The organism is Streptomyces bacillaris (assembly GCF_003268675.1).
GTDB classification, from domain to species: Bacteria; Actinomycetota; Actinomycetes; order Streptomycetales; family Streptomycetaceae; genus Streptomyces; species Streptomyces bacillaris.
Genome location: NZ_CP029378.1, coordinates 5116078 through 5133148, shown reverse-complemented (window position 1 = coordinate 5133148; position 17071 = coordinate 5116078). Strand labels below are relative to the sequence as shown.

Here is a 17071-nt window from a genome sequence, read left to right as displayed (position 1 = left end):
CGGGCGGGGCCGCGCCCCCCGGCGGGAGAACGGAACGCACCCCTCAGGGCGCCGCCTCGTACATCCTCGCGATCACGGCCTCGATGTCGGGCTCCCGCACGGAGAGGTCCATCAGCGGGTACTCGGCCGCGATCCGCGCGACCAGCGGGGCGGCCGACGCCGAGGCGGGGAAGGCCAGCCACTGGCGTACGCCCTCCACCTTGACCGCCCGCACCCCCGGCCCCGCGCCCTCCGGGGCCAGGGAGATCGGCGGGAGTTCCCGCTCCAGGTCCACCACGAGCATCCGCTCGCTCTCCCCCACCTCGTGGAGACCGGCGAGCGAACCGTCGTACATCAGCCGGCCGTGGTCGATCACCATCACCCGGCGGCAGAGCTGCTCGATGTCGGTCAGGTCGTGCGTCGTCAGCAGGACCGTGGTCCCGCGCTCGGCGTTCAACTCCTTGAGGAACTGCCGCACCTTGGCCTTGGAGACGACATCCAGCCCGATCGTCGGCTCGTCCAGGTAGAGCACCTCCGGATCGTGCAGCAGGGCCGCCGCGATGTCGCCGCGCATCCTCTGGCCCAAGGAGAGTTGACGTACGGGGACCTCCAACAGCTCCCCCAGGTCCAGGAGTTCGACGCAGCGGTCCAGGTTCTCCCGGTAACGGCGGTCCGGGATGCGGTACATGCGGTGCATCAGCCGGTACGAGTCGCGCAGCGGCAGGTCCCACCAGAGGGTGGTCCGCTGGCCGAAGACGACACCGATGCGGTGGGCGAGGCGCGTACGTTCCCGGGAGGGGTCGATGCCCGCCACGCGCAGCCGGCCGCCGCTCGGGGTGAGGATGCCCGTCAGCATCTTGATCGTGGTGGACTTCCCGGCCCCGTTCGGGCCGATGTAGCCGACCATCTCGCCGCGCGCCACCTGGAAGCTGATGCCGTCCACCGCGCGGACCTCGTGGCGCTCCCGGCGCAGCAGACCGGCCCTGCGGCGGACCTGGAAGACCTTCTCGACGCCGTCGAGGGCGATGAAGCCGTCGCCGCCCGCGCTCCGTTGCTCACCGCCCCGGCCCACACTCCGTTCTTCACCGTCACCGCCCGTGCCCTGCTGCGCGACCCCGTCCACCGTGCCCAACGCCCTCTCACTCTCCCTCTTGTTCTCCCTCAACTGCCCGTACTCCGGTACGACCGCAGCCCCGCCCGCCACACGAGCCCCGCCAGACCCAGGCACCCCACGGCCACCACCGGCGTCAGGAACGCCACCCACGACGGCAGGTCCAGCGGATAGTCGCGGCCCAGCACGTACAGCGCGGGCAGCCAGCTGACGAAGGCCAGCGGCACCACGAACGTCACCCCGCGCACCAGGTCCTTCGCGAAGATCGTCGGCGGGTACTGGAGCAGCGTCGCCCCGCCGTACGTGAAGGCGCTCTGCACCTGCGAGGCGTCCTGGGCGACGAACTGGAAGGCCGCCCCGGCCACGAAGACCGCCCCGAAGACCGCCGCCCCGCTGATCACCATCGCGGGCAGCATCGCCACCTTCAGCGGGGTCCACGCGATGTCCAGGGTGACCAGCGCGTAGCCGAGCACCGCCAGGCCCTGGGTGATCCGCCCGATCCGGCGCAGCGCGAACCGGTCCGCCGCCACCTGCGCCAGCACCGGGACCGGCCGCACCAGCAGGGTGTCCAGCGTGCCGTCCCGGACCCGGCGGCCCAGCCGCTCCATCGAGCCCAGCAACAGATCGGCGAGGCCGAACGCGGTCGCCGAAACGCCGTACAGCAGGGCGATCTCGGGGAGGGTGTAGCCGCCGAGCGCGTCGACGTGGGTGAACATCAGCACGATCGTGACGAAGTCGAAGGCGGTCGCCGCGAGGTTCCCGAGCGTCGTCATGGCGAACGAGGCCCGGTACGCCATCGTCGAGCGCACCCACATGGCCACGATCAGCCCGTAGGCGCGCAGGCCCTCCAGCAGCCGGGGCCGGTCCTCGTACGCGAAGCCGCCCGGATCGCGGCCCTCCGCGGGCCGCACCGCGACCGTCTCAGCCACCCTGCACCACCACCCTCCTCGTCGCCACGCTCTGGAGCAGCCGCCCCGCCAGCAACAGAGCCACCGCCCAGGCGCCCTGGAACGCGTACGCCTCCAGCAGCTGCCACCCGCTGTACTTGCCGAGGAACACATCGGCCGGGATCTGGAGCAGCGAGGACCACGGCAGGAGCCGGGCCACCTCGCCCAGGAGTCCGGGGAAGAGGGGCAGCGGCAGCAGCATCCCGGAGAAGAACAGCCCCAGCAGCCAGGACATCTGGGCCGCGCCCGCCCCGTCGAGCAGCCAGAACGCCGAGAGCGCGACCAGGAAGCGGACGGCGAAGCTCACGACGATGCCGAGCAGCACGGAGAGCAGGAACGCGGGCCAGATCCAGGGCGAGCCGGGGAGCGCGAGATCGAAGGCGAGCGCCCCCACGAGCATCGGCACCACCCCGCGCCCCAGCAGCTGGAACGCCGCCCGGCCCACGTCCCCCGCCAGCCACCAGAGCTGGAGGTCGGCCGGGCGGTAGAGGTCGACGGCGATGTCCCCCGTACGGATCCGCTCCATCAGCTCGTCCTCGAAGCCGCCGCCCATCATGGCGCAGGCCGCCAGCAGGGCCTGCCCGATCCAGACGTACGTCAGCGCCTGGGACATGTCGTACCCGCCGAGCTGCGGGCGTTCGTCCCACAGGGCGATGTAGGTGTAGGCGAGGACGAAGCCGAAGACGGTGTTGGTGAACACCCCCGCGGCCGTCGCCGTCCGATAGGTGGCGAAGCGCCGGAACCCGCCCGCCGCCACCACTGCGTACAGCCGCACGCCGGCCCCTCTCCCCCGCTCCCGACACCAAAGCGACCGACCTTAGTGGACGGGCTGGAGCGGCCGCGACCGCTTTTCGAGCGGCGAAAGGAGGGAGCGCGGAGACGGAGAACGGGGGAGATCGGAGGATGATACGAGGGTTTCCCGGCGAAACGGGCACTATGGGAGAACTGACCGCACCCGAGGAGCCCCCACCGACATGAGCGACGCGCCACAGAACTGGGCCCCCGGGACCCCTCAGCCGCCTCCGCGACCCCCGGGGACGGCGAGGGCGCACCGGGGAGCGCACCCGGGAAGGGCAAGAAGAAGGGGCGCACGAAACGCCCCCGGCGGACCGGCTGGCGCCGCCTCTTCCCGACCTGGCGGATGGTCCTCGGGACCGTCCTGGTGGTCGGTCTCCTCCTCGTCGGCGGGTTCTTCGCCGGATACCAGCTCGTCGGCATCCCGGCCGCCAACGCCGGTGCCGAGGCGCAGTCCAACGTCTACTTCTACAAGGACGGCACCGTCCTGGCCCGCGACGGCGAGGTCAACCGGGAGAAGATCAGGCTCTCCCAGGTGCCCGCCACCGTCCAGCAGGCCGTGCTCGCCGCCGAGGACCGCGACTTCTACTCCCAGCCCGCCGTCGATGTGCGGGCCATGTTCCGGGCCGGCTGGAACACCGTGACCGGCAAGGGCAAGCAGGGCGGCTCGACCATCACCCAGCAGTACGTGAAGAACTACTACCTCGGTCAGGAGCGCACCGTCGTCCGCAAGGCCAAGGAGTTCTTCATCGCCATCAAGCTCAACCGCGAGCAGAGCAAGGACCAGATCTTCGAGGGCTACCTCAACACCAGCTACTTCGGCCGCAACGCCTACGGCATCCAGGCCGCCGCCCAGGCGTACTACGGCAAGAACGTCGAGGACCTCACCACCGCCGAAGGCGCGTACCTCGCCTCCCTCCTCAACGCCCCCAGCGCCTACGACGTCGTCGCCCGCCCCGAGAGCAAGCCCGCCGCCCTGGCCCGCTGGAACTACGTCCTGGACGGCATGGTCAAGGAGGGCTGGCTCGACCCCGGCGAACGGTCGGCCACCGAGTTCCCCGTCCCCGGCGAGGCCAAGCCGCCCAACGGGCTCTCCGGCCAGCGCGGCTACCTGGTCCAGGCGGTGGAGCAGTACCTCACCGGCAACGGGATCATCGACGAGAAGACCCTCGCCACCGGCGGCCACCGCATCACCACCACCCTCGACAAGAAGAAGCAGGACGCCTTCGTCCAGGCGGTCGAGGAGAACGTGATGGCCAAGCGCAGCGGCGAGCGCGAGGCCGACCAGGACGTCCGCGTCGGCGGCGCCTCCATCGTGCCGGAGACCGGCGAGGTCGTCGCGATGTACGGCGGCATCGACTACACCCGGCAGTACGTCAACAACGCCACCCGCCGCGACTACCAGGTCGGCTCCACCTTCAAGCCGTTCGTCTTCACCGCCGCCGTCGCCAACGGCTCCACCACCCAGGACGGCCGGGGCATCACCCCGGAGACGTACTACGACGGCACCAACAAGCGGACCGTCCAGGGCCCGCAGGGCTCCACCGGTTACGACCCCGCCAACGAGGACGACGTCGACTACGGGCAGATCACCGTCCGCACCGCCACCGACAAGTCCGTCAACTCCGTCTACGCGCAGATGGCCCAGGACGTCGGCCCGGAGAAGGTCCGCGAGACCGCGATCGCCCTCGGCATCCCGACGACCACCCCCGACCTCACCGCCTCCCCCTCCATCGCGCTCGGCCCCGCCACCGCCAGCGTTCTGGACCTCACCGAGGCGTACGCGACCCTCGCCAACCACGGCCGGCACGGCCCGTACACCCTCGTCGACAAGGTCACCAAGGACGGCAGCGAGATCGAGCTGCCCGACCGGAAGACCGAGCAGACCGTCCCCCGCGAGGCCGCCGACACCACCACCGCCCTCCTCCGCTCCGTCGTGGAGGGCGGCACCGGCTCCGCCGCCCAGGCCGTCGGCCGCCCCGCCGTGGGCAAGACGGGGACCGCCGAGGAGGACAAGGCCGCCTGGTTCGCCGGGTACACCCCCGACCTCGCGACCGTCGTCGCCGTGATGGGCCAGGACCCCGACTCCGGCATCCAGACCCCGCTGTACGGAGCCCTCGGCCTGGCCCGCGTCAACGGCGGCGGCGTCCCGGCCGAGACCTGGGCCGCCTACACGGAGGCGGCCCTGCGCTCCTCCCCGGCCCAGGAGTTCGACCTCCGGACGGCCCCCGGCTCCGACGAACCGCAGGCCCCGGGCGAGGGAGAGGCGGCCACGGCGGACCCCTCCACCCCCGACGGCTCCGCCACGGCCCCCTCCTCCAGCACCCCGGCCGACCCGGCCCCGTCGGCACCGACCGCCCCCTCCGCCCCGCCCACACCGGCCACCCCGCCGTCCGCGCCGACCACCGGCACCGGCACGGACGGCGGTACGGAGACGGGAACCGCCCCCGGCACCGGGGACGGCGACAACAGCAACGGGGACGGCAACGGCGGTACGGGCAACGGCCTCGGCGAGGGCTTCATCGAAGGCGTACAAGGAGTACGGAGCACCCGCGACCCGGCGGCGGCCGGGTAACCGGACAAGAGGGCGGCCTCAGTGCCCGGAGAACGGCTCAGTGCCCCGAGGTCGCCTTCAGCCCCACCACCGCGACCAGCAGCAGACAGACGAAGAAGATCCGGGCGGCGGTCACCGGCTCGTTCAGCACGACCATGCCCAGGATCGCCGCACCGGCCGCGCCGATACCGACCCACACCCCGTACGCCGTACCGATCGGCAGCGTCTTCGCGGCGTGCGACAGCAACACCATGCTCGCCACGATCCCGAGACCGGTGAACACGCTCGGCCAGAGCCGGGTGAACCCCTCGGTGTACTTCATCCCGATCGACCAGCCCACTTCGAGCAGACCGGCGACGACCAGCAGAACCCAGGCCATGAGAACCTCCGACGACAACGCGCGAGCGCGTGAACGAACACGGATGCGTCGTCTTTGCCTGCCCGGTACGGCGCGTCTCGTCGGGATGGTTCCACCGTAGCAAGGAATGGCGGAGGGCCTGGTGACCATGGTCACCAGGCCCTCCGCCGTACGTCCTACAGATACAGCCCGGTCGAATCCACCGACCCCTCGAACCGGTCCGCCGCCACCGCGTGCAGGTCGCGCTCGCGCATCAGCACGTACGCCACGCCCCGCACCTCGACCTCGGCCCGGTCCTCGGGGTCGTACAGCACCCGGTCCCCGGGCTCCACCGTCCGCACGTTCTGGCCGACCGCGACCACCTCGGCCCAGGCGAGCCGACGGCCCACCGCCGCCGTCGCCGGGATCAGGATGCCGCCGCCGGAGCGGCGCTCACCCTCGGTGGTGTCGTTCCGCACCAGAACGCGGTCGTGCAGCATGCGGATGGGCAGCTTGTCATCGTCGTGGGTCTTCTCGCTCACGCCCGCAACCTACCGTCACCGCACCGCCGCGCACGCCCGAGGGCCCCGTACGCCCCACCGCGGGCCCGCACATCCCGCCGGGGGCGCGTACGTCCCACCGGGGAGCGGACCGGACCCGTCACTTCCGGCGGCGCTTCGAGACGGTGAGCAGCCCCACCACGCCCACCACCAGCAGCGCGGCGGGGACCACCCGCTCCAGCCGGGGCGAGCCGTCCGCCGCGACGAACTGGGCCTTCACATCCGACACCGAGCGATTCACCGCGACGAACGCCCGGCCGGCCGTACGGTCCACGTTCGCGGCCACCCTCGCCTTCGCGTCACCGATGATCGTCTTCGGGTGTACCCGCACCCCGATCTCGTCGAGCACCACAGCGAGCTGCTCACGCCTGCTGATGATGTCCGCCTCGATCTGCGCAGGGCTCCTGGCATCCGACACTGCGCCGCCTCCGTGGTCGTGTCTCCGGTAAACCTTCATCTGAACCTTCGTCGACAGTCTGTCAGCTCGAACCCCCGCGCACCCGGCGGCACCCCTATTACGCTCGGTCCCGTCCGACCCGCGCACCACCCGAGGAGAACCCCCCATGAGCGAGCGACTCACGCCCGGCGACCCCGCTCCCGCCTTCACCCTTCCCGACGCCGACGGCAACGAGGTCTCGCTCGCGGACCACAAGGGCCGCAAGGTCATCGTCTACTTCTACCCGGCGGCTCTTACCCCCGGCTGCACCAAGCAGGCCTGCGACTTCACGGACAACCTCGACCTCCTCACGGGCGCCGGGTACGACGTCATCGGCGTCTCCCCCGACAAGCCGGAGAAGCTCGCCAAGTTCCGCGAGAAGGAGAACCTCAAGGTCACGCTGGTCGGCGACCCGTCCAAGGAGACCCTGGCGGCGTACGGCGCCTTCGGCGAGAAGAAGCTCTACGGCAAAGTGGTGACGGGCGTCATCCGCTCCACGATCGTCGTGGACGAGGACGGCAAGGTCGAGCACGCCTTCTACAACGTCAAGGCGACGGGCCACGTGGCGAAGATCATCAGGGACCTGGGCATCTGACACCACCGGCCGCGCCCGCCACCGCCGCGCCCGCCTCGCCCCGGATGGTCCATCGGGGCGAGGCGGAGCCGTACCCTCCCGCGTAACCCCTCCCCGTACGCCACCGCACCGCACCGTCCCCCGTCCGCACCGGGAACAGCTACAGGCACAGGTGCGGGCACAGATGTCGGGAACATGTGAGGGACATCGCATCCGGTCATGAAGTCGGTTTGCGACCGTCACCACCGCGCAGAAGCCTTTCCTGGAACACCCTCCGAGGAAAGGACCCCGGCCATGGCGGCCCCCGACCCCCACCAGGCGGCCGACCCCGAAGCGGTCAAACGCCATCCCGCGCTCTTCCGGGCCATCCGCAAGCGCAAGAACCCGCGGCTGCGCCGGACGGACATCACCGTCACGGACGACGCCGCGGTGAAGCGGGCCGTGAAGGCCGCCTCGCTCGGGAACGCCATGGAGTGGTTCGACTTCGGCATCTACTCCTACCTGGCCGTCACCATCGGCCATGTGTTCTTCCCGTCCGGGAACGACACCACCCAGCTCCTCTCCTCCTTCGCGACCTTCGCGGTGGCCTTCCTCGTACGGCCGCTCGGCGGCATGTTCTTCGGCCCGATGGGTGACAAGATCGGACGCAAGAAGGTCCTGGCGCTGACGATGATCCTGATGGCGGTGGGGACTTTCGCGATCGGCCTGATCCCCTCGCATGACACGATCGGGGTCTGGGCCGCGGTCCTGCTGATCTTCTTCCGGATGCTCCAGGGCTTCTCGACGGGCGGTGAGTACGGGGGCGCCTCCACGTTCATCGCGGAGTACGCCCCCGACAAGCGGCGCGGCTTCTTCGGCAGCTTCCTGGAGTTCGGAACGCTCGCGGGGTACGTCTGCGCGGCCGGCCTCGTCACGGCCCTCTACGCCCTCCTGGACACCTCCCAGATGGAGTCCTGGGGCTGGCGGATCCCGTTCCTCGTCGCGGGCCCGCTGGGCCTGGTCGGCCTCTACCTGCGCCTCAAGCTCGACGAGACGCCGGCCTTCCAGAAGCTGGAGGGCGGCACGGCGCACGCGACCGAGGCGGCGGACGGTGTGGAGACGACGGCCAAGGGGGACCTGGCGAAGATCTTCCGGCAGTACTGGCCGACGCTGATCCTCTGCATCTGCCTGGTGGGCGCGTACAACATCACCGACTACATGCTGCTGTCGTACATGCCGACGTACCTCTCCGACGAACTCGGCTACAGCGAGACGCACGGGCTGCTGATCCTGCTCGCCGTGATGGTGTTCCTGATGACGTTCATCGCCCAGGTGGGCAGGCTCTCCGACCGCTTCGGCCGCAAGCCGCTGCTGATGACCGGGATGCTCGGCTTCCTCTTCCTCTCCCTCCCCGCGTTCCTCCTCATCCGGGTCGACGGCATCCTCCCCATCACCATCGGGATGCTGATGCTGGGCCTCTCCCTGGTCTGCATGCTCGGCACGATGTCGGCGGCCCTCCCGGCGCTGTTCCCGACGAACGTCCGCTACGGCTCCCTCTCCGTCGGATACAACCTCTCCGCATCGATCTTCGGCGGCACGACCCCCCTGGTGATCACCGCCCTGATCAGCTGGACCGGCTCCAACCTGATGCCCGCGTACTACGCGATGGCGGCGGCCCTGGTGGGCGTGATCGCGGTGGCCTGCATGAAGGAGACCGCCCAGCAGCCCCTGTCCGGCTCCCCGCCGTCGGTGGAGACGGCGGAGGAGGCGGCGGAACTGGTCCAGGCCCAGGCGCCGGAGCCGAAGTTCTGAGACCTTCCGCCTTGCCTGCCCCTCCGACCCTCTCCGGATTACGGACGTAACCATCCGATAAACGGTTCGTTACTCCGTACGAGGCTGCGAACGTGCGGCCGGAACGGAGGGGGTAGGGACGTGAGGAACAGCCCGTACACGCGGGAGCGGCTGGCCGAGGCAGCCCGTCGGTGCGCCGACATCCAGGAGGTCATCGCCTTTCTGGGCACCCGCCCCTACGGCAGGCTCAGCCGGTACCTGTTCGCCCGCTTCGAGCATTACGGGATCGATGTATCCCACTTCTCCCGCCGCGGCTACCACAGAGCCGGAGAACGCCCTTCGGCCGCAGAACTCGCGGAGGCCGTCGCCGCTGCGGTTTCCATCGCCGACGCCCTCAGACGGCTGGGCAGGGCGGACACCACGAGCCAACGACAGCACTTACGCACGTGGACAGCCGACGATGGACTCTCCACCTCGCATTTTCTGGGCCAGGGCCACCAGCGTGGGCGAGCCGGACCCACCCCGCTCAGGACCGCTGAACAAGTCCTGGTGAAACACGAGGGAAAACGCCGTACGAAGACGGCCCTGTTGCGGCGGGCGCTGCGAGAAGCCGGCCTCGCGGAGGAGTGCGCCGAGTGCGGAACCCCGGCCCTCTGGCTGGGCAGGCCCATGACGCTGGAGGTGGATCACATCAACGGGGACTGGAGCGACGACCGCAGGGAGAATCTGCGGCTCCCGTGTCCGAACTGCCACGCGGTGACCCGCACCTGGTGCAGGGGCGGCAAGGTCACGCTGCCCTGAGGACCTCTCCCTGATATCCACCGCACTCACTCCGCAGAGGGCAGTAAGCTGAGTTCTGCTGCGCGGCCGTGGCCAAACTGGTATCGGCGGGTGTTTTAGGGGCATCTGGGAGAAATCCTGTGTGGGTTCGAATCCCACCGGCCGCACATCCACGAGAAGGGGCCGTCCCGAGCGGGACGGCCCCTTCTCCACGCTTCACCCCACCAACTCCCGCACCACCGGCACCAACGCCCGGAACGCCTTGCCGCGGTGGCTGATGGCGTTCTTCTCGGCGGGGGTCAGCTCCGCGCAGGTGCGGGTCTCGCCGTCGGGCTGGAGGATCGGGTCGTAGCCGAAGCCGTTGGTGCCGGACGGGGTGTGGCGCAGGGTGCCCGGGAGGCGGCCTTCGACGACGCGTTCGGTGCCGTCGGGGAGGGCCAGGGCGGCGGCACAGGCGAAGTGGGCGGCGCGGTGGGGGGCCGCGATGTCGCCGAGCTGGGCCAGGAGCAGGTTCAGGTTGGCCTGGTCGTCGCCGTGGGTGCCGGACCAGCGGGCGGAGAAGATGCCGGGGGCGCCGCCGAGGACCTCGACGCAGAGGCCGGAGTCGTCGGCGATGGCCGGGAGGCCGGTGGCCTGCGCGAGGGCGTGGGCCTTGAGGAGCGCGTTCTCGGCGAAGGTGACGCCGGTCTCCTTGACGTCGGGGATGTCCGGGTACGCGTCCGCGCCGACGAGGTCGTGGTCGAGGCCCGCGTCGGCGAGGATGGCGTGCAGTTCGGTGATTTTCCCGGCGTTGCGGGTGGCGAGGATCAGGCGCTTCATGCACCGATTATCGCCGCGCGGGGCAGGACACCCCTACGGGGTGCAGACCTTGCCGATCTCGCCCGCCGCGTCCGTCACCGGGGTGATGTCGGGGGTGGCGTCGCCCTTCTCGATGGACTCGCGCACGTTCGCGACGCCCGCCTTGAGGTCGTCGACCGCCTTGGAGAGGTCGGCGTCGTCCGTGGTGTCCCCGAGGTTCTTGAGTTCGCGGTCGATCTCGTCCAGGGCTTCGGAGGCCTGGGTGATGTCCTCGGAGGCGCTGGAGACGGCCCGTTGGAGGTTGCCGACGCTGGTGGCGATGGCGTCGGCGGTGCGGACGCAGTCGAGGGCCTTGTCGAGGCCGGCGCAGCCGGCGGCCGTGGTGAGTGTCAGCAGTGCGGCGGCGGTGGCGAGTGCGAGGCGTTGGTGGCGGCGCGAGGCCATGGTGCGGTCCCTCCCCGGGGGTCGCGTACGTGGACGGGCGCACGGTTCGACCCGTGCGCCCGTGCCCGTAACGACGCTCTGTGGTGCGTATTTGGTTGCTTCTTTACCCGGGTGGGGCGCGTCGCTACGCGTTCTGCGTGGTTGCGAGTGCGTCACGCTGGAGCGTGGCGAGGTCGACGCACCCCGCGGTGGCCAGGTCCAGGAGCGAGCCCAGTTCCTTGCGGTCGAAGGGGGCGCCCTCGGCGGTGCCCTGGACCTCGACGAAGCGGCCGTCGCCGGTGCAGACGACGTTCATGTCGGTCTCGGCGCGGACGTCCTCCTCGTAGCAGAGGTCGAGGAGCGGGGTGCCGTCGACGATGCCGACGCTGATGGCGGCGACGGTGTCGGTGAGCGGCTTGCGGCCGGCCTTGACGATCTTCTTGCCCTGGGCCCAGGTGACGGCGTCGGCGAGGGCGACGTACGCGCCGGTGATGGCGGCCGTACGGGTGCCGCCGTCGGCCTGGAGGACATCGCAGTCGAGGACGATGGTGTTCTCGCCGAGGGCCTTGTAGTCGATGACCGCGCGCAGGGAGCGGCCGATCAGGCGGCTGATCTCGTGGGTGCGGCCGCCGATCTTGCCGCGTACGGCTTCGCGGTCGCCGCGGGTGTTGGTGGAGCGGGGCAGCATGGAGTACTCGGCGGTGACCCAGCCCTCGCCGCTGCCCTTGCGCCAGCGCGGGACGCCTTCGGTGACGGAGGCGGTGCAGAAGACTTTGGTGTCGCCGAAGGAGATGAGGACTGAGCCCTCGGCGTGCTTGCTCCAGCCGCGTTCGATGGTGACGGGGCGGAGCTGTTCGGGGGTGCGGCCGTCGATGCGAGACATGGGCCGACCCTATCCGTTGGCGGGGGTGGCTCCGTTCGGGTGCCGGGGAGGGCGGTTACCCCGGGGCACCGCGGGCCGACCGGCCGGATGCGCTGGTGCGCGTACGGCGCAGGCCCCGGCACCGATGGGGTGCGGGGCCTGCGGCGTGACGGCGGCGGGGTGTCAGCCGGTCACATCATGTCTTCGATGTCGGCGGCGATGGGGTCGGCATCGGTGCCGATGACGACCTGGATCGCGGTGCCCATCTTCACGACTCCGTGGGCTCCGGCGGCCTTGAGGGCGGCTTCGTCGACCTTGCTGGCGTCGTGGACCTCGGTGCGCAGCCGGGTGATGCAGCCTTCGATCTCGTCGATGTTCTCGATGCCGCCGAGCCCGGCGACGATCTTCTCAGCCTTGGTGGCCATGCCTTCTCCCTGGTGTTCGCGTGCAGACGGGCCGCCCGCTGCGGGTCCGTTTCGTCACGGTAACGCACGGTTGGCCCAACTTCGCGGGCGGGTAACCGGACCATCACCAAAGATAACGATCACCGGCGCCCTGCCCCAGAGGCGGGCCCGGACCGTGACGCAACTGGTCTACACCAGTTTCGGACAACCGCCAAACGAGGCCAGTTCCGGAAAGGACGCCGATGAGTTCGAGCGCCGCTGCGGCACCGCAGCCACGATGGTGGAACGGGCCGGTCCAGGGCTTGCAGAAGATCGGGCGCAGTCTCCAGCTCCCGGTGGCCGTCCTCCCTGCGGCCGGCCTGCTCGTCAGCCTCGGGAACCTCTTCGCCTCCTATCTGCACGGCGCCTTCTGGGAGAAGACCTCCAGCGTGCTGCTGAACGGGGGCGGGGCGATCCTCGACGGCAAGACGGGGCTGCCGCTGCTGTTCTGCATCGGCGTGGCCATCGGCTTCGCGAAGAAGGCCGACGGCTCCACCGCGCTGGCGGCCGTCGTCGGCTTCCTGGTCTACCGGGGTGTGCTCGGCGCCTTCCCGATGGACGGCACCGTGACGGACGAGCTGCCCCAGGGCGAGCCGCAGAACCCCGGCGTGCTCGGCGGCATCCTGATCGGCCTGCTGACCGCGGTGGTCTGGCAGCGCTACCACCGCACCAAGCTGGTGGACTGGCTCGGCTTCTTCAACGGCCGGCGCCTGGTGCCGATCCTGATGGCGTTCCTCTGCGTGATCCTCGGCGTGCTGTTCGGGCTGCTGTGGCAGCCGGTGGGCGACGGCCTGACCTGGTTCTCCAAGCAGCTGATCGACCTCGGCTCGTGGGGTGCGGCCATCTTCGGCTTCGCGAACCGGCTACTGATCCCGATCGGCATGCACCAGTTCCTGAACACGTTCTTCTGGTTCCAGGCGGGCGAGTACACCGGGGCGGACGGCCAGACCGTCCAGGGCGACATCTCCCGGTTCTTCGCCCAGGACCCGTCGGCCGGCCAGTTCACCTCGGGCTTCTTCCCGATCATGATGTTCGGCCTGCCCGCCGCCGCACTGGCGATCACCCACTGCGCGCGGCCCGAGCGCCGCAAGGAGGTCGGCGGGCTGATGGTGTCGGTGGCGCTGACCTCGTTCGTCACCGGTGTCACCGAGCCGATCGAGTTCTCGTTCATGTTCGTCGCGCCGCTGCTGTACGGCGTGCACGCGGTGCTGACGGGGGCGTCGATGGGCATCACCTGGCTGCTGGGGGTGCATGCCGGGTTCAGCTTCTCGGCCGGGTTGATCGACTACGTCGTCAACTGGCATCTGGATACGAAGCCATGGCTGATCATCCCGATCGGCGCGTGCTTCGCGGTGATCTACTACGTGATCTTCCGCTTCGCTATCACCAAGTTCGACCTCAAGACCCCGGGCCGGGAGCCGGAGGAGATCGAGCGGGAGATCGAGAAGGATCTCACGAAGTAGCAGGTCAGCCGGGGTTCCCCCGGATCGCGCAAGGCCCTCGGACCGTTCGGTCCGGGGGCCTTGTGCATGTCACCGAACGTGCCGGGTCTGCTACCGCGAATCAAGGGGGAATTGCAGGTTCCTTATCTAACCCTCACCGTGCTAAAACTGGTCTACACCACTGAGTGGTCCAGACCACGGCTGTCTGCCGCCGTCTGTCGAGTCGCCGCCTCCCCTCATCGATCGTCCCGGGCGGCACCGTGTCCCATGGAGGAAGTTGATGACTACGGCTGAGACCGCACCCGCGGCCGAGAAGAAGAAGGGCGCCGGCGCCATGGCCGTCATGCAGCGCATCGGCCGCAGCCTCATGCTGCCGGTCGCCGTGCTGCCTGCCGCCGCGCTCCTGGTCCGCTTCGGCCAGAGCGACATGCTGGGCCGCGACTCGTTCCCGACCTTCATCACGAAGCTCGCCGGGTACATGGCCGCCGGCGGTGGCGCCCTCCTCGACAACATGCCGCTGCTCTTCGCCGTCGGCATCGCGATCGGCTTCGCCAAGAAGTCGGACGGCTCGACCGCGCTCGCCGCCGTCACCGGCTACCTCGTCTTCCAGAAGGTGCTCGCCACCTTCACGGACAGCAACCTGCCCCAGGTCGCCAGCGTCGCCGACGGCAAGATCGTGATGAACGACGCCCCGGTCAACGCCGGTGTCCTCGGCGGTGTCGTGATGGGCATAGTCGTGGCCCTGCTGTACCAGAAGTTCTACCGGACGAAGCTGCCCGACTGGGCGGGCTTCTTCAGCGGCCGCCGCCTGGTCCCGATCCTCTCCGCCTTCGCGGGTCTCGTCATCGGCATCGTCTTCGGTCTGATCTGGCCGGTCCTCGGCACCGGTCTGCACAACTTCGGTGAGTGGCTCGTCGGCTCCGGCGCCGTCGGCGCGGGCATCTTCGGTGTCGCCAACCGTGCGCTGATCCCGGTCGGCATGCACCACCTGCTGAACTCCTTCCCGTGGTTCCAGGCCGGTGAGTTCGAGGGCAAGCACGGCGACATCGCCCGCTTCCTGGCCGGTGACCCGGAGGCCGGACAGTTCATGACCGGCTTCTTCCCGATCATGATGTTCGCCCTCCCGGCGGCCTGCCTCGCGATCGTCCACTGCGCCCGCCCCGAGCGCCGCAAGGTCGTCGGCGGCATGATGTTCTCGCTCGCGCTGACCTCGTTCGTCACCGGTGTGACCGAGCCGATCGAGTTCACGTTCATGTTCATCGCCCCGGTGCTGTACGCGATCCACGCGGTGCTGACCGGTGTGTCGATGGCCCTGACCTGGGCGCTCGGCATCAGGGACGGCTTCGGCTTCTCCGCGGGTCTGATCGACTTCCTGCTGAACCTCGGCATCGCGTCGAAGCCCTGGCTGCTGGTCCTGATCGGCCTCTGCTTCGCGGCGGTCTACTACGTGATCTTCCGCTTCGCGATCACCAAGTTCAACCTGCCGACCCCGGGCCGGGAGTCGGACGAGGAGCTGGCCGAGCTGCAGAAGGCCGAGGCCAAGTAACCCGTACGCCCGTACCTCACAGCCCGTACGGCGAGACCCCCGCTTCCTCCTGGAGGCGGGGGTCTCGTCGTACGCGTACGACGCGTACTCAGATCTCGTACACCGCGCCCGGCACGGCCAGTTCCACCGGGCCCGGGTAGGCCGCCTGCGCGTCGGCGAGGTTGCGGGCCTCGTCGGTCCACGGCGGGATGTGCGTGAGGACCAGCCGGCGCACGCCCGCGCGGGCGGCGGCCTCACCGGCCTCCCGGCCGTTGAGGTGCAGATCGGGGATGTCTTCCTTGCCGTCGACGAACGAGGCCTCGCAGAGGAACAGGTCCGCGTCCCGGGCCAGGTCCTCCAGGGCGTCGCAGGTGCCCGTGTCGCCGGAGTAGGCGAGGGTGGAGCCGCCGTGCTCGATCCGGATGCCGAAGGTGTCGACGGGGTGCCGGAGCTTCTCCGTCACGACCGAGAAGGGGCCGATCTCGAAGGCGTCGCCCTTCAGCGTGTGGAAGTCGAAGACCTCGCTCATCGCCCTGTCGGACGGGGTGTCGCCGTGCGCGGCGATCAGGCGCTGCTCGGTGCCCTCGGGGCCGTAGACCGGGAGGGGGACGGGGCGGGCGCCGTCGTGGCGGTAGTAACGCACCACGAAGTACGCGCACATGTCGATGAAGTGGTCGGCGTGGAGGTGGCTGAGGAAGATCGCGTCGAGGTCGTAGAGACCGACGTGGCGCTGCAGCTCGCCGAGGGCGCCGTTGCCCATGTCGAGGAGCAGCCGGAAGCCGTCGGCCTCTACGAGGTAGCTCGAGCATGCCGAACCCGGGGACGGGAACGAGCCGGAGCAGCCGACGACGGTGAGCTTCATGGAGCGTGAACCTCCGGGACCTGGGAACGGGGAGGGTTCGTGCGGGTGGAGTCCGTACGGGCCGGTCGTGCGGATGGGGTCGTGCGCGTCCTGCCGGAACGTTTTGCGGTTCGTCGAGCGTAAGGCGCGAAACTCCGCGTCGCTCCTCTGCCGCCTGCCGTTGTGGGGGAACTCACCCGCTCTGTCACCGGTTCGATGGAAGCGCGTCCACCGTGGGCCCGGGCGCGCCGTCCGGGTGCGGCGCCCGGGCGGGGCGGGGGGCGGGACCCGGCGCCGGTACGGTCGGGGCATGGACACGATCTGGTGGGTGGCGCTGGTCGCCATGGTTCTGCTGGCCCTCGTCGCCGCGGTGGTGGACGGGCGGGGACGGTCGGGGCGGGGGCCGGGCGGGCGGGGCCCCGGGCGGTCGGAACGGCCCGGGCGGTCCGGGCGGCCCGCGGGGTCGACCCGGCCTCCGTCGCGGCCCTCGGGTCCGGCCGGGCGTGGTGAGGGACGTACGCCCCGGGCCGGTGAGGTGTGGTGGGCCGATGTGCCGTACGAGGACGGGCCCGGGTCCAAGGACCGGCCGTGCCTGGTCCTCTCCGTACGGGGACGGGGGCGGGGCGCCACGGCGCTCGTCGCCAAGATCACCAGCAAGGACCACGGGGAGCGGCCCGGGGTGATCCCGCTGCCCGCGGGGACGGTCGGGGATCAGCGGGGGCGGCGGAGCTTCCTGGAGACGGATGAGCTGCGCGAGGTCCGGGTGGCGGCGTTCCGGCGCCGGGTCGGGGTGGTGGACCCGGGGGTGTGGGAGCGGGTGCGGGGGCTGGGGGCGGGGTGAGGAAGCGGGGCCCCGGGCGGGCCTTTCGGGGCGCTGCCCCGGACCCCGCTCCT

Annotated in this window: 17 protein-coding genes, 1 tRNA gene, 1 pseudogene and 1 riboswitch; of the genes and pseudogenes, 8 read left to right on the top strand and 11 right to left on the bottom strand. The window is 70.3% G+C overall.

Going from position 1 to position 17071, the window contains the following annotated elements:
• Positions 1–43 precede the first annotated feature (43 nt).
• The 3 genes from DJ476_RS22325 to DJ476_RS22315 are packed head-to-tail and all read right to left on the bottom strand — an operon-like array spanning position 44 to position 2812.
• Positions 44–1111, bottom strand: coding sequence for an ABC transporter ATP-binding protein (locus DJ476_RS22325; RefSeq protein ID WP_167480397.1), 1068 nt, complete (start codon positions 1109–1111; stop codon positions 44–46).
• Between the two features lie 29 nt (positions 1112–1140).
• Positions 1141–2019: an ABC transporter permease gene (locus DJ476_RS22320; RefSeq protein ID WP_070201383.1), complete on the bottom strand. Its 879-nt coding sequence runs from the start codon at positions 2017–2019 to the stop codon at positions 1141–1143.
• Positions 2012–2812 carry an ABC transporter permease gene (locus tag DJ476_RS22315; protein WP_103418886.1) on the bottom strand — a complete coding sequence of 267 codons (801 nt, stop codon included), beginning with the start codon at positions 2810–2812 and terminating at the stop codon, positions 2012–2014. The genes DJ476_RS22320 and DJ476_RS22315 overlap by 8 nt, the downstream gene beginning before the upstream one ends.
• 199 nt (positions 2813–3011) lie before the next feature.
• Here DJ476_RS22315 and DJ476_RS22310 point away from each other — a divergent pair.
• Positions 3012–5407: pseudogene (locus DJ476_RS22310) on the top strand (transglycosylase domain-containing protein).
• Positions 5408–5444: 37 nt separating this feature from the next.
• Here DJ476_RS22310 and DJ476_RS22305 read toward each other — a convergent pair.
• From DJ476_RS22305 to DJ476_RS22295, 3 genes are all read right to left on the bottom strand, one after another.
• Complete coding sequence (locus tag DJ476_RS22305; protein ID WP_006124859.1) at positions 5445–5765, bottom strand: DMT family transporter; 321 nt, start codon at positions 5763–5765, stop codon at positions 5445–5447.
• A gap of 42 nt (positions 5766–5807) precedes the next feature.
• Positions 5808–5866, bottom strand: a riboswitch (guanidine-III (ykkC-III) riboswitch).
• 54 nt (positions 5867–5920) lie between these two features.
• Positions 5921–6265: a GroES family chaperonin gene (locus DJ476_RS22300; protein WP_019765173.1), complete on the bottom strand. Its 345-nt coding sequence runs from the start codon at positions 6263–6265 to the stop codon at positions 5921–5923.
• A 118-nt stretch (positions 6266–6383) separates the two neighbouring features.
• Positions 6384–6701 (bottom strand): DUF3618 domain-containing protein, encoded by a 318-nt coding sequence (locus DJ476_RS22295; RefSeq protein WP_103418884.1) that lies wholly within the window; start codon positions 6699–6701, stop codon positions 6384–6386.
• 145 nt (positions 6702–6846) lie between these two features.
• On the opposite strand from DJ476_RS22295, the gene bcp reads away from it, so the two are divergent.
• The 4 genes from bcp (at position 6847) to DJ476_RS22275 (ending at position 10010) form a co-directional block, all read left to right on the top strand.
• On the top strand, positions 6847–7314 hold the full coding sequence (gene bcp / locus DJ476_RS22290; protein ID WP_018488627.1) for a thioredoxin-dependent thiol peroxidase: 468 nt from the start codon (positions 6847–6849) through the stop codon (positions 7312–7314).
• Positions 7315–7587: 273 nt separating this feature from the next.
• Positions 7588–9084 carry a glycine betaine/L-proline transporter ProP gene (gene proP, locus DJ476_RS22285; RefSeq protein WP_103418883.1) on the top strand — a complete coding sequence of 499 codons (1497 nt, stop codon included), beginning with the start codon at positions 7588–7590 and terminating at the stop codon, positions 9082–9084.
• Between the two features lie 120 nt (positions 9085–9204).
• Complete coding sequence (locus DJ476_RS22280) at positions 9205–9864, top strand: HNH endonuclease (RefSeq protein ID WP_112491365.1); 660 nt, start codon at positions 9205–9207, stop codon at positions 9862–9864.
• A gap of 62 nt (positions 9865–9926) precedes the next feature.
• A tRNA-Leu gene (locus tag DJ476_RS22275) sits at positions 9927–10010 on the top strand.
• Positions 10011–10059: 49 nt separating this feature from the next.
• Here the strand turns inward: DJ476_RS22275 and rdgB are convergent.
• The 4 genes from rdgB to DJ476_RS22255 form a co-directional block, all read right to left on the bottom strand.
• Positions 10060–10662: an RdgB/HAM1 family non-canonical purine NTP pyrophosphatase gene (gene rdgB, locus DJ476_RS22270; RefSeq protein WP_103418881.1), complete on the bottom strand. Its 603-nt coding sequence runs from the start codon at positions 10660–10662 to the stop codon at positions 10060–10062.
• A gap of 33 nt (positions 10663–10695) precedes the next feature.
• Positions 10696–11085, bottom strand: a complete 390-nt coding sequence (locus DJ476_RS22265) for a hypothetical protein (RefSeq protein WP_053561065.1) — start codon at positions 11083–11085, stop codon at positions 10696–10698.
• A gap of 124 nt (positions 11086–11209) precedes the next feature.
• Positions 11210–11947, bottom strand: coding sequence for a ribonuclease PH (gene rph, locus DJ476_RS22260; protein WP_053561064.1), 738 nt, complete (start codon positions 11945–11947; stop codon positions 11210–11212).
• A gap of 170 nt (positions 11948–12117) precedes the next feature.
• Positions 12118–12351, bottom strand: a complete 234-nt coding sequence (locus tag DJ476_RS22255; RefSeq protein WP_015608814.1) for a glucose PTS transporter subunit EIIB — start codon at positions 12349–12351, stop codon at positions 12118–12120.
• Between the two features lie 221 nt (positions 12352–12572).
• Here DJ476_RS22255 and DJ476_RS22250 point away from each other — a divergent pair, with 221 nt between their 5' ends.
• Complete coding sequence (locus DJ476_RS22250; protein ID WP_103418880.1) at positions 12573–13832, top strand: PTS transporter subunit EIIC; 1260 nt, start codon at positions 12573–12575, stop codon at positions 13830–13832.
• Between the two features lie 259 nt (positions 13833–14091).
• Complete coding sequence (locus DJ476_RS22245; protein ID WP_103418879.1) at positions 14092–15357, top strand: PTS transporter subunit EIIC; 1266 nt, start codon at positions 14092–14094, stop codon at positions 15355–15357.
• An 88-nt stretch (positions 15358–15445) separates the two neighbouring features.
• On the opposite strand, the gene DJ476_RS22240 is transcribed toward DJ476_RS22245, so the two are convergent.
• Entirely contained in the window at positions 15446–16198 is a 753-nt protein-coding gene (locus DJ476_RS22240) for an MBL fold metallo-hydrolase (protein WP_103418878.1), read from the bottom strand.
• A gap of 289 nt (positions 16199–16487) precedes the next feature.
• Between DJ476_RS22240 and DJ476_RS22235 the strand changes: the two genes are divergently transcribed.
• The gene (locus DJ476_RS22235; RefSeq protein ID WP_103418877.1) at positions 16488–17018 is read left to right on the top strand and encodes a type II toxin-antitoxin system PemK/MazF family toxin; all 531 of its coding nucleotides are present in this window, start codon (positions 16488–16490) and stop codon (positions 17016–17018) included.
• Positions 17019–17071: the final 53 nt, after the last annotated feature.

What these genes read in the sequence shown, in the direction of transcription:
- DJ476_RS22255 (WP_015608814.1), bottom strand. Translation starts at nt 12,351, where the DNA reads ATGGCCACCAAGGCTGAGAAGATCGTCGCCGGGCTCGGCGGCATCGAG.
- DJ476_RS22240 (WP_103418878.1), bottom strand. Translation starts at nt 16,198, where the DNA reads ATGAAGCTCACCGTCGTCGGCTGCTCCGGCTCGTTCCCGTCCCCGGGT.
- DJ476_RS22265 (WP_053561065.1), bottom strand. Translation starts at nt 11,085, where the DNA reads ATGGCCTCGCGCCGCCACCAACGCCTCGCACTCGCCACCGCCGCCGCA.
- proP (WP_103418883.1), top strand. Translation starts at nt 7,588, where the DNA reads ATGGCGGCCCCCGACCCCCACCAGGCGGCCGACCCCGAAGCGGTCAAA.
- DJ476_RS22245 (WP_103418879.1), top strand. Translation starts at nt 14,092, where the DNA reads ATGACTACGGCTGAGACCGCACCCGCGGCCGAGAAGAAGAAGGGCGCC.
- DJ476_RS22305 (WP_006124859.1), bottom strand. Translation starts at nt 5,765, where the DNA reads ATGGCCTGGGTTCTGCTGGTCGTCGCCGGTCTGCTCGAAGTGGGCTGG.
- rph (WP_053561064.1), bottom strand. Translation starts at nt 11,947, where the DNA reads ATGTCTCGCATCGACGGCCGCACCCCCGAACAGCTCCGCCCCGTCACC.
- rdgB (WP_103418881.1), bottom strand. Translation starts at nt 10,662, where the DNA reads ATGAAGCGCCTGATCCTCGCCACCCGCAACGCCGGGAAAATCACCGAA.
- DJ476_RS22235 (WP_103418877.1), top strand. Translation starts at nt 16,488, where the DNA reads ATGGACACGATCTGGTGGGTGGCGCTGGTCGCCATGGTTCTGCTGGCC.
- DJ476_RS22250 (WP_103418880.1), top strand. Translation starts at nt 12,573, where the DNA reads ATGAGTTCGAGCGCCGCTGCGGCACCGCAGCCACGATGGTGGAACGGG.
- bcp (WP_018488627.1), top strand. Translation starts at nt 6,847, where the DNA reads ATGAGCGAGCGACTCACGCCCGGCGACCCCGCTCCCGCCTTCACCCTT.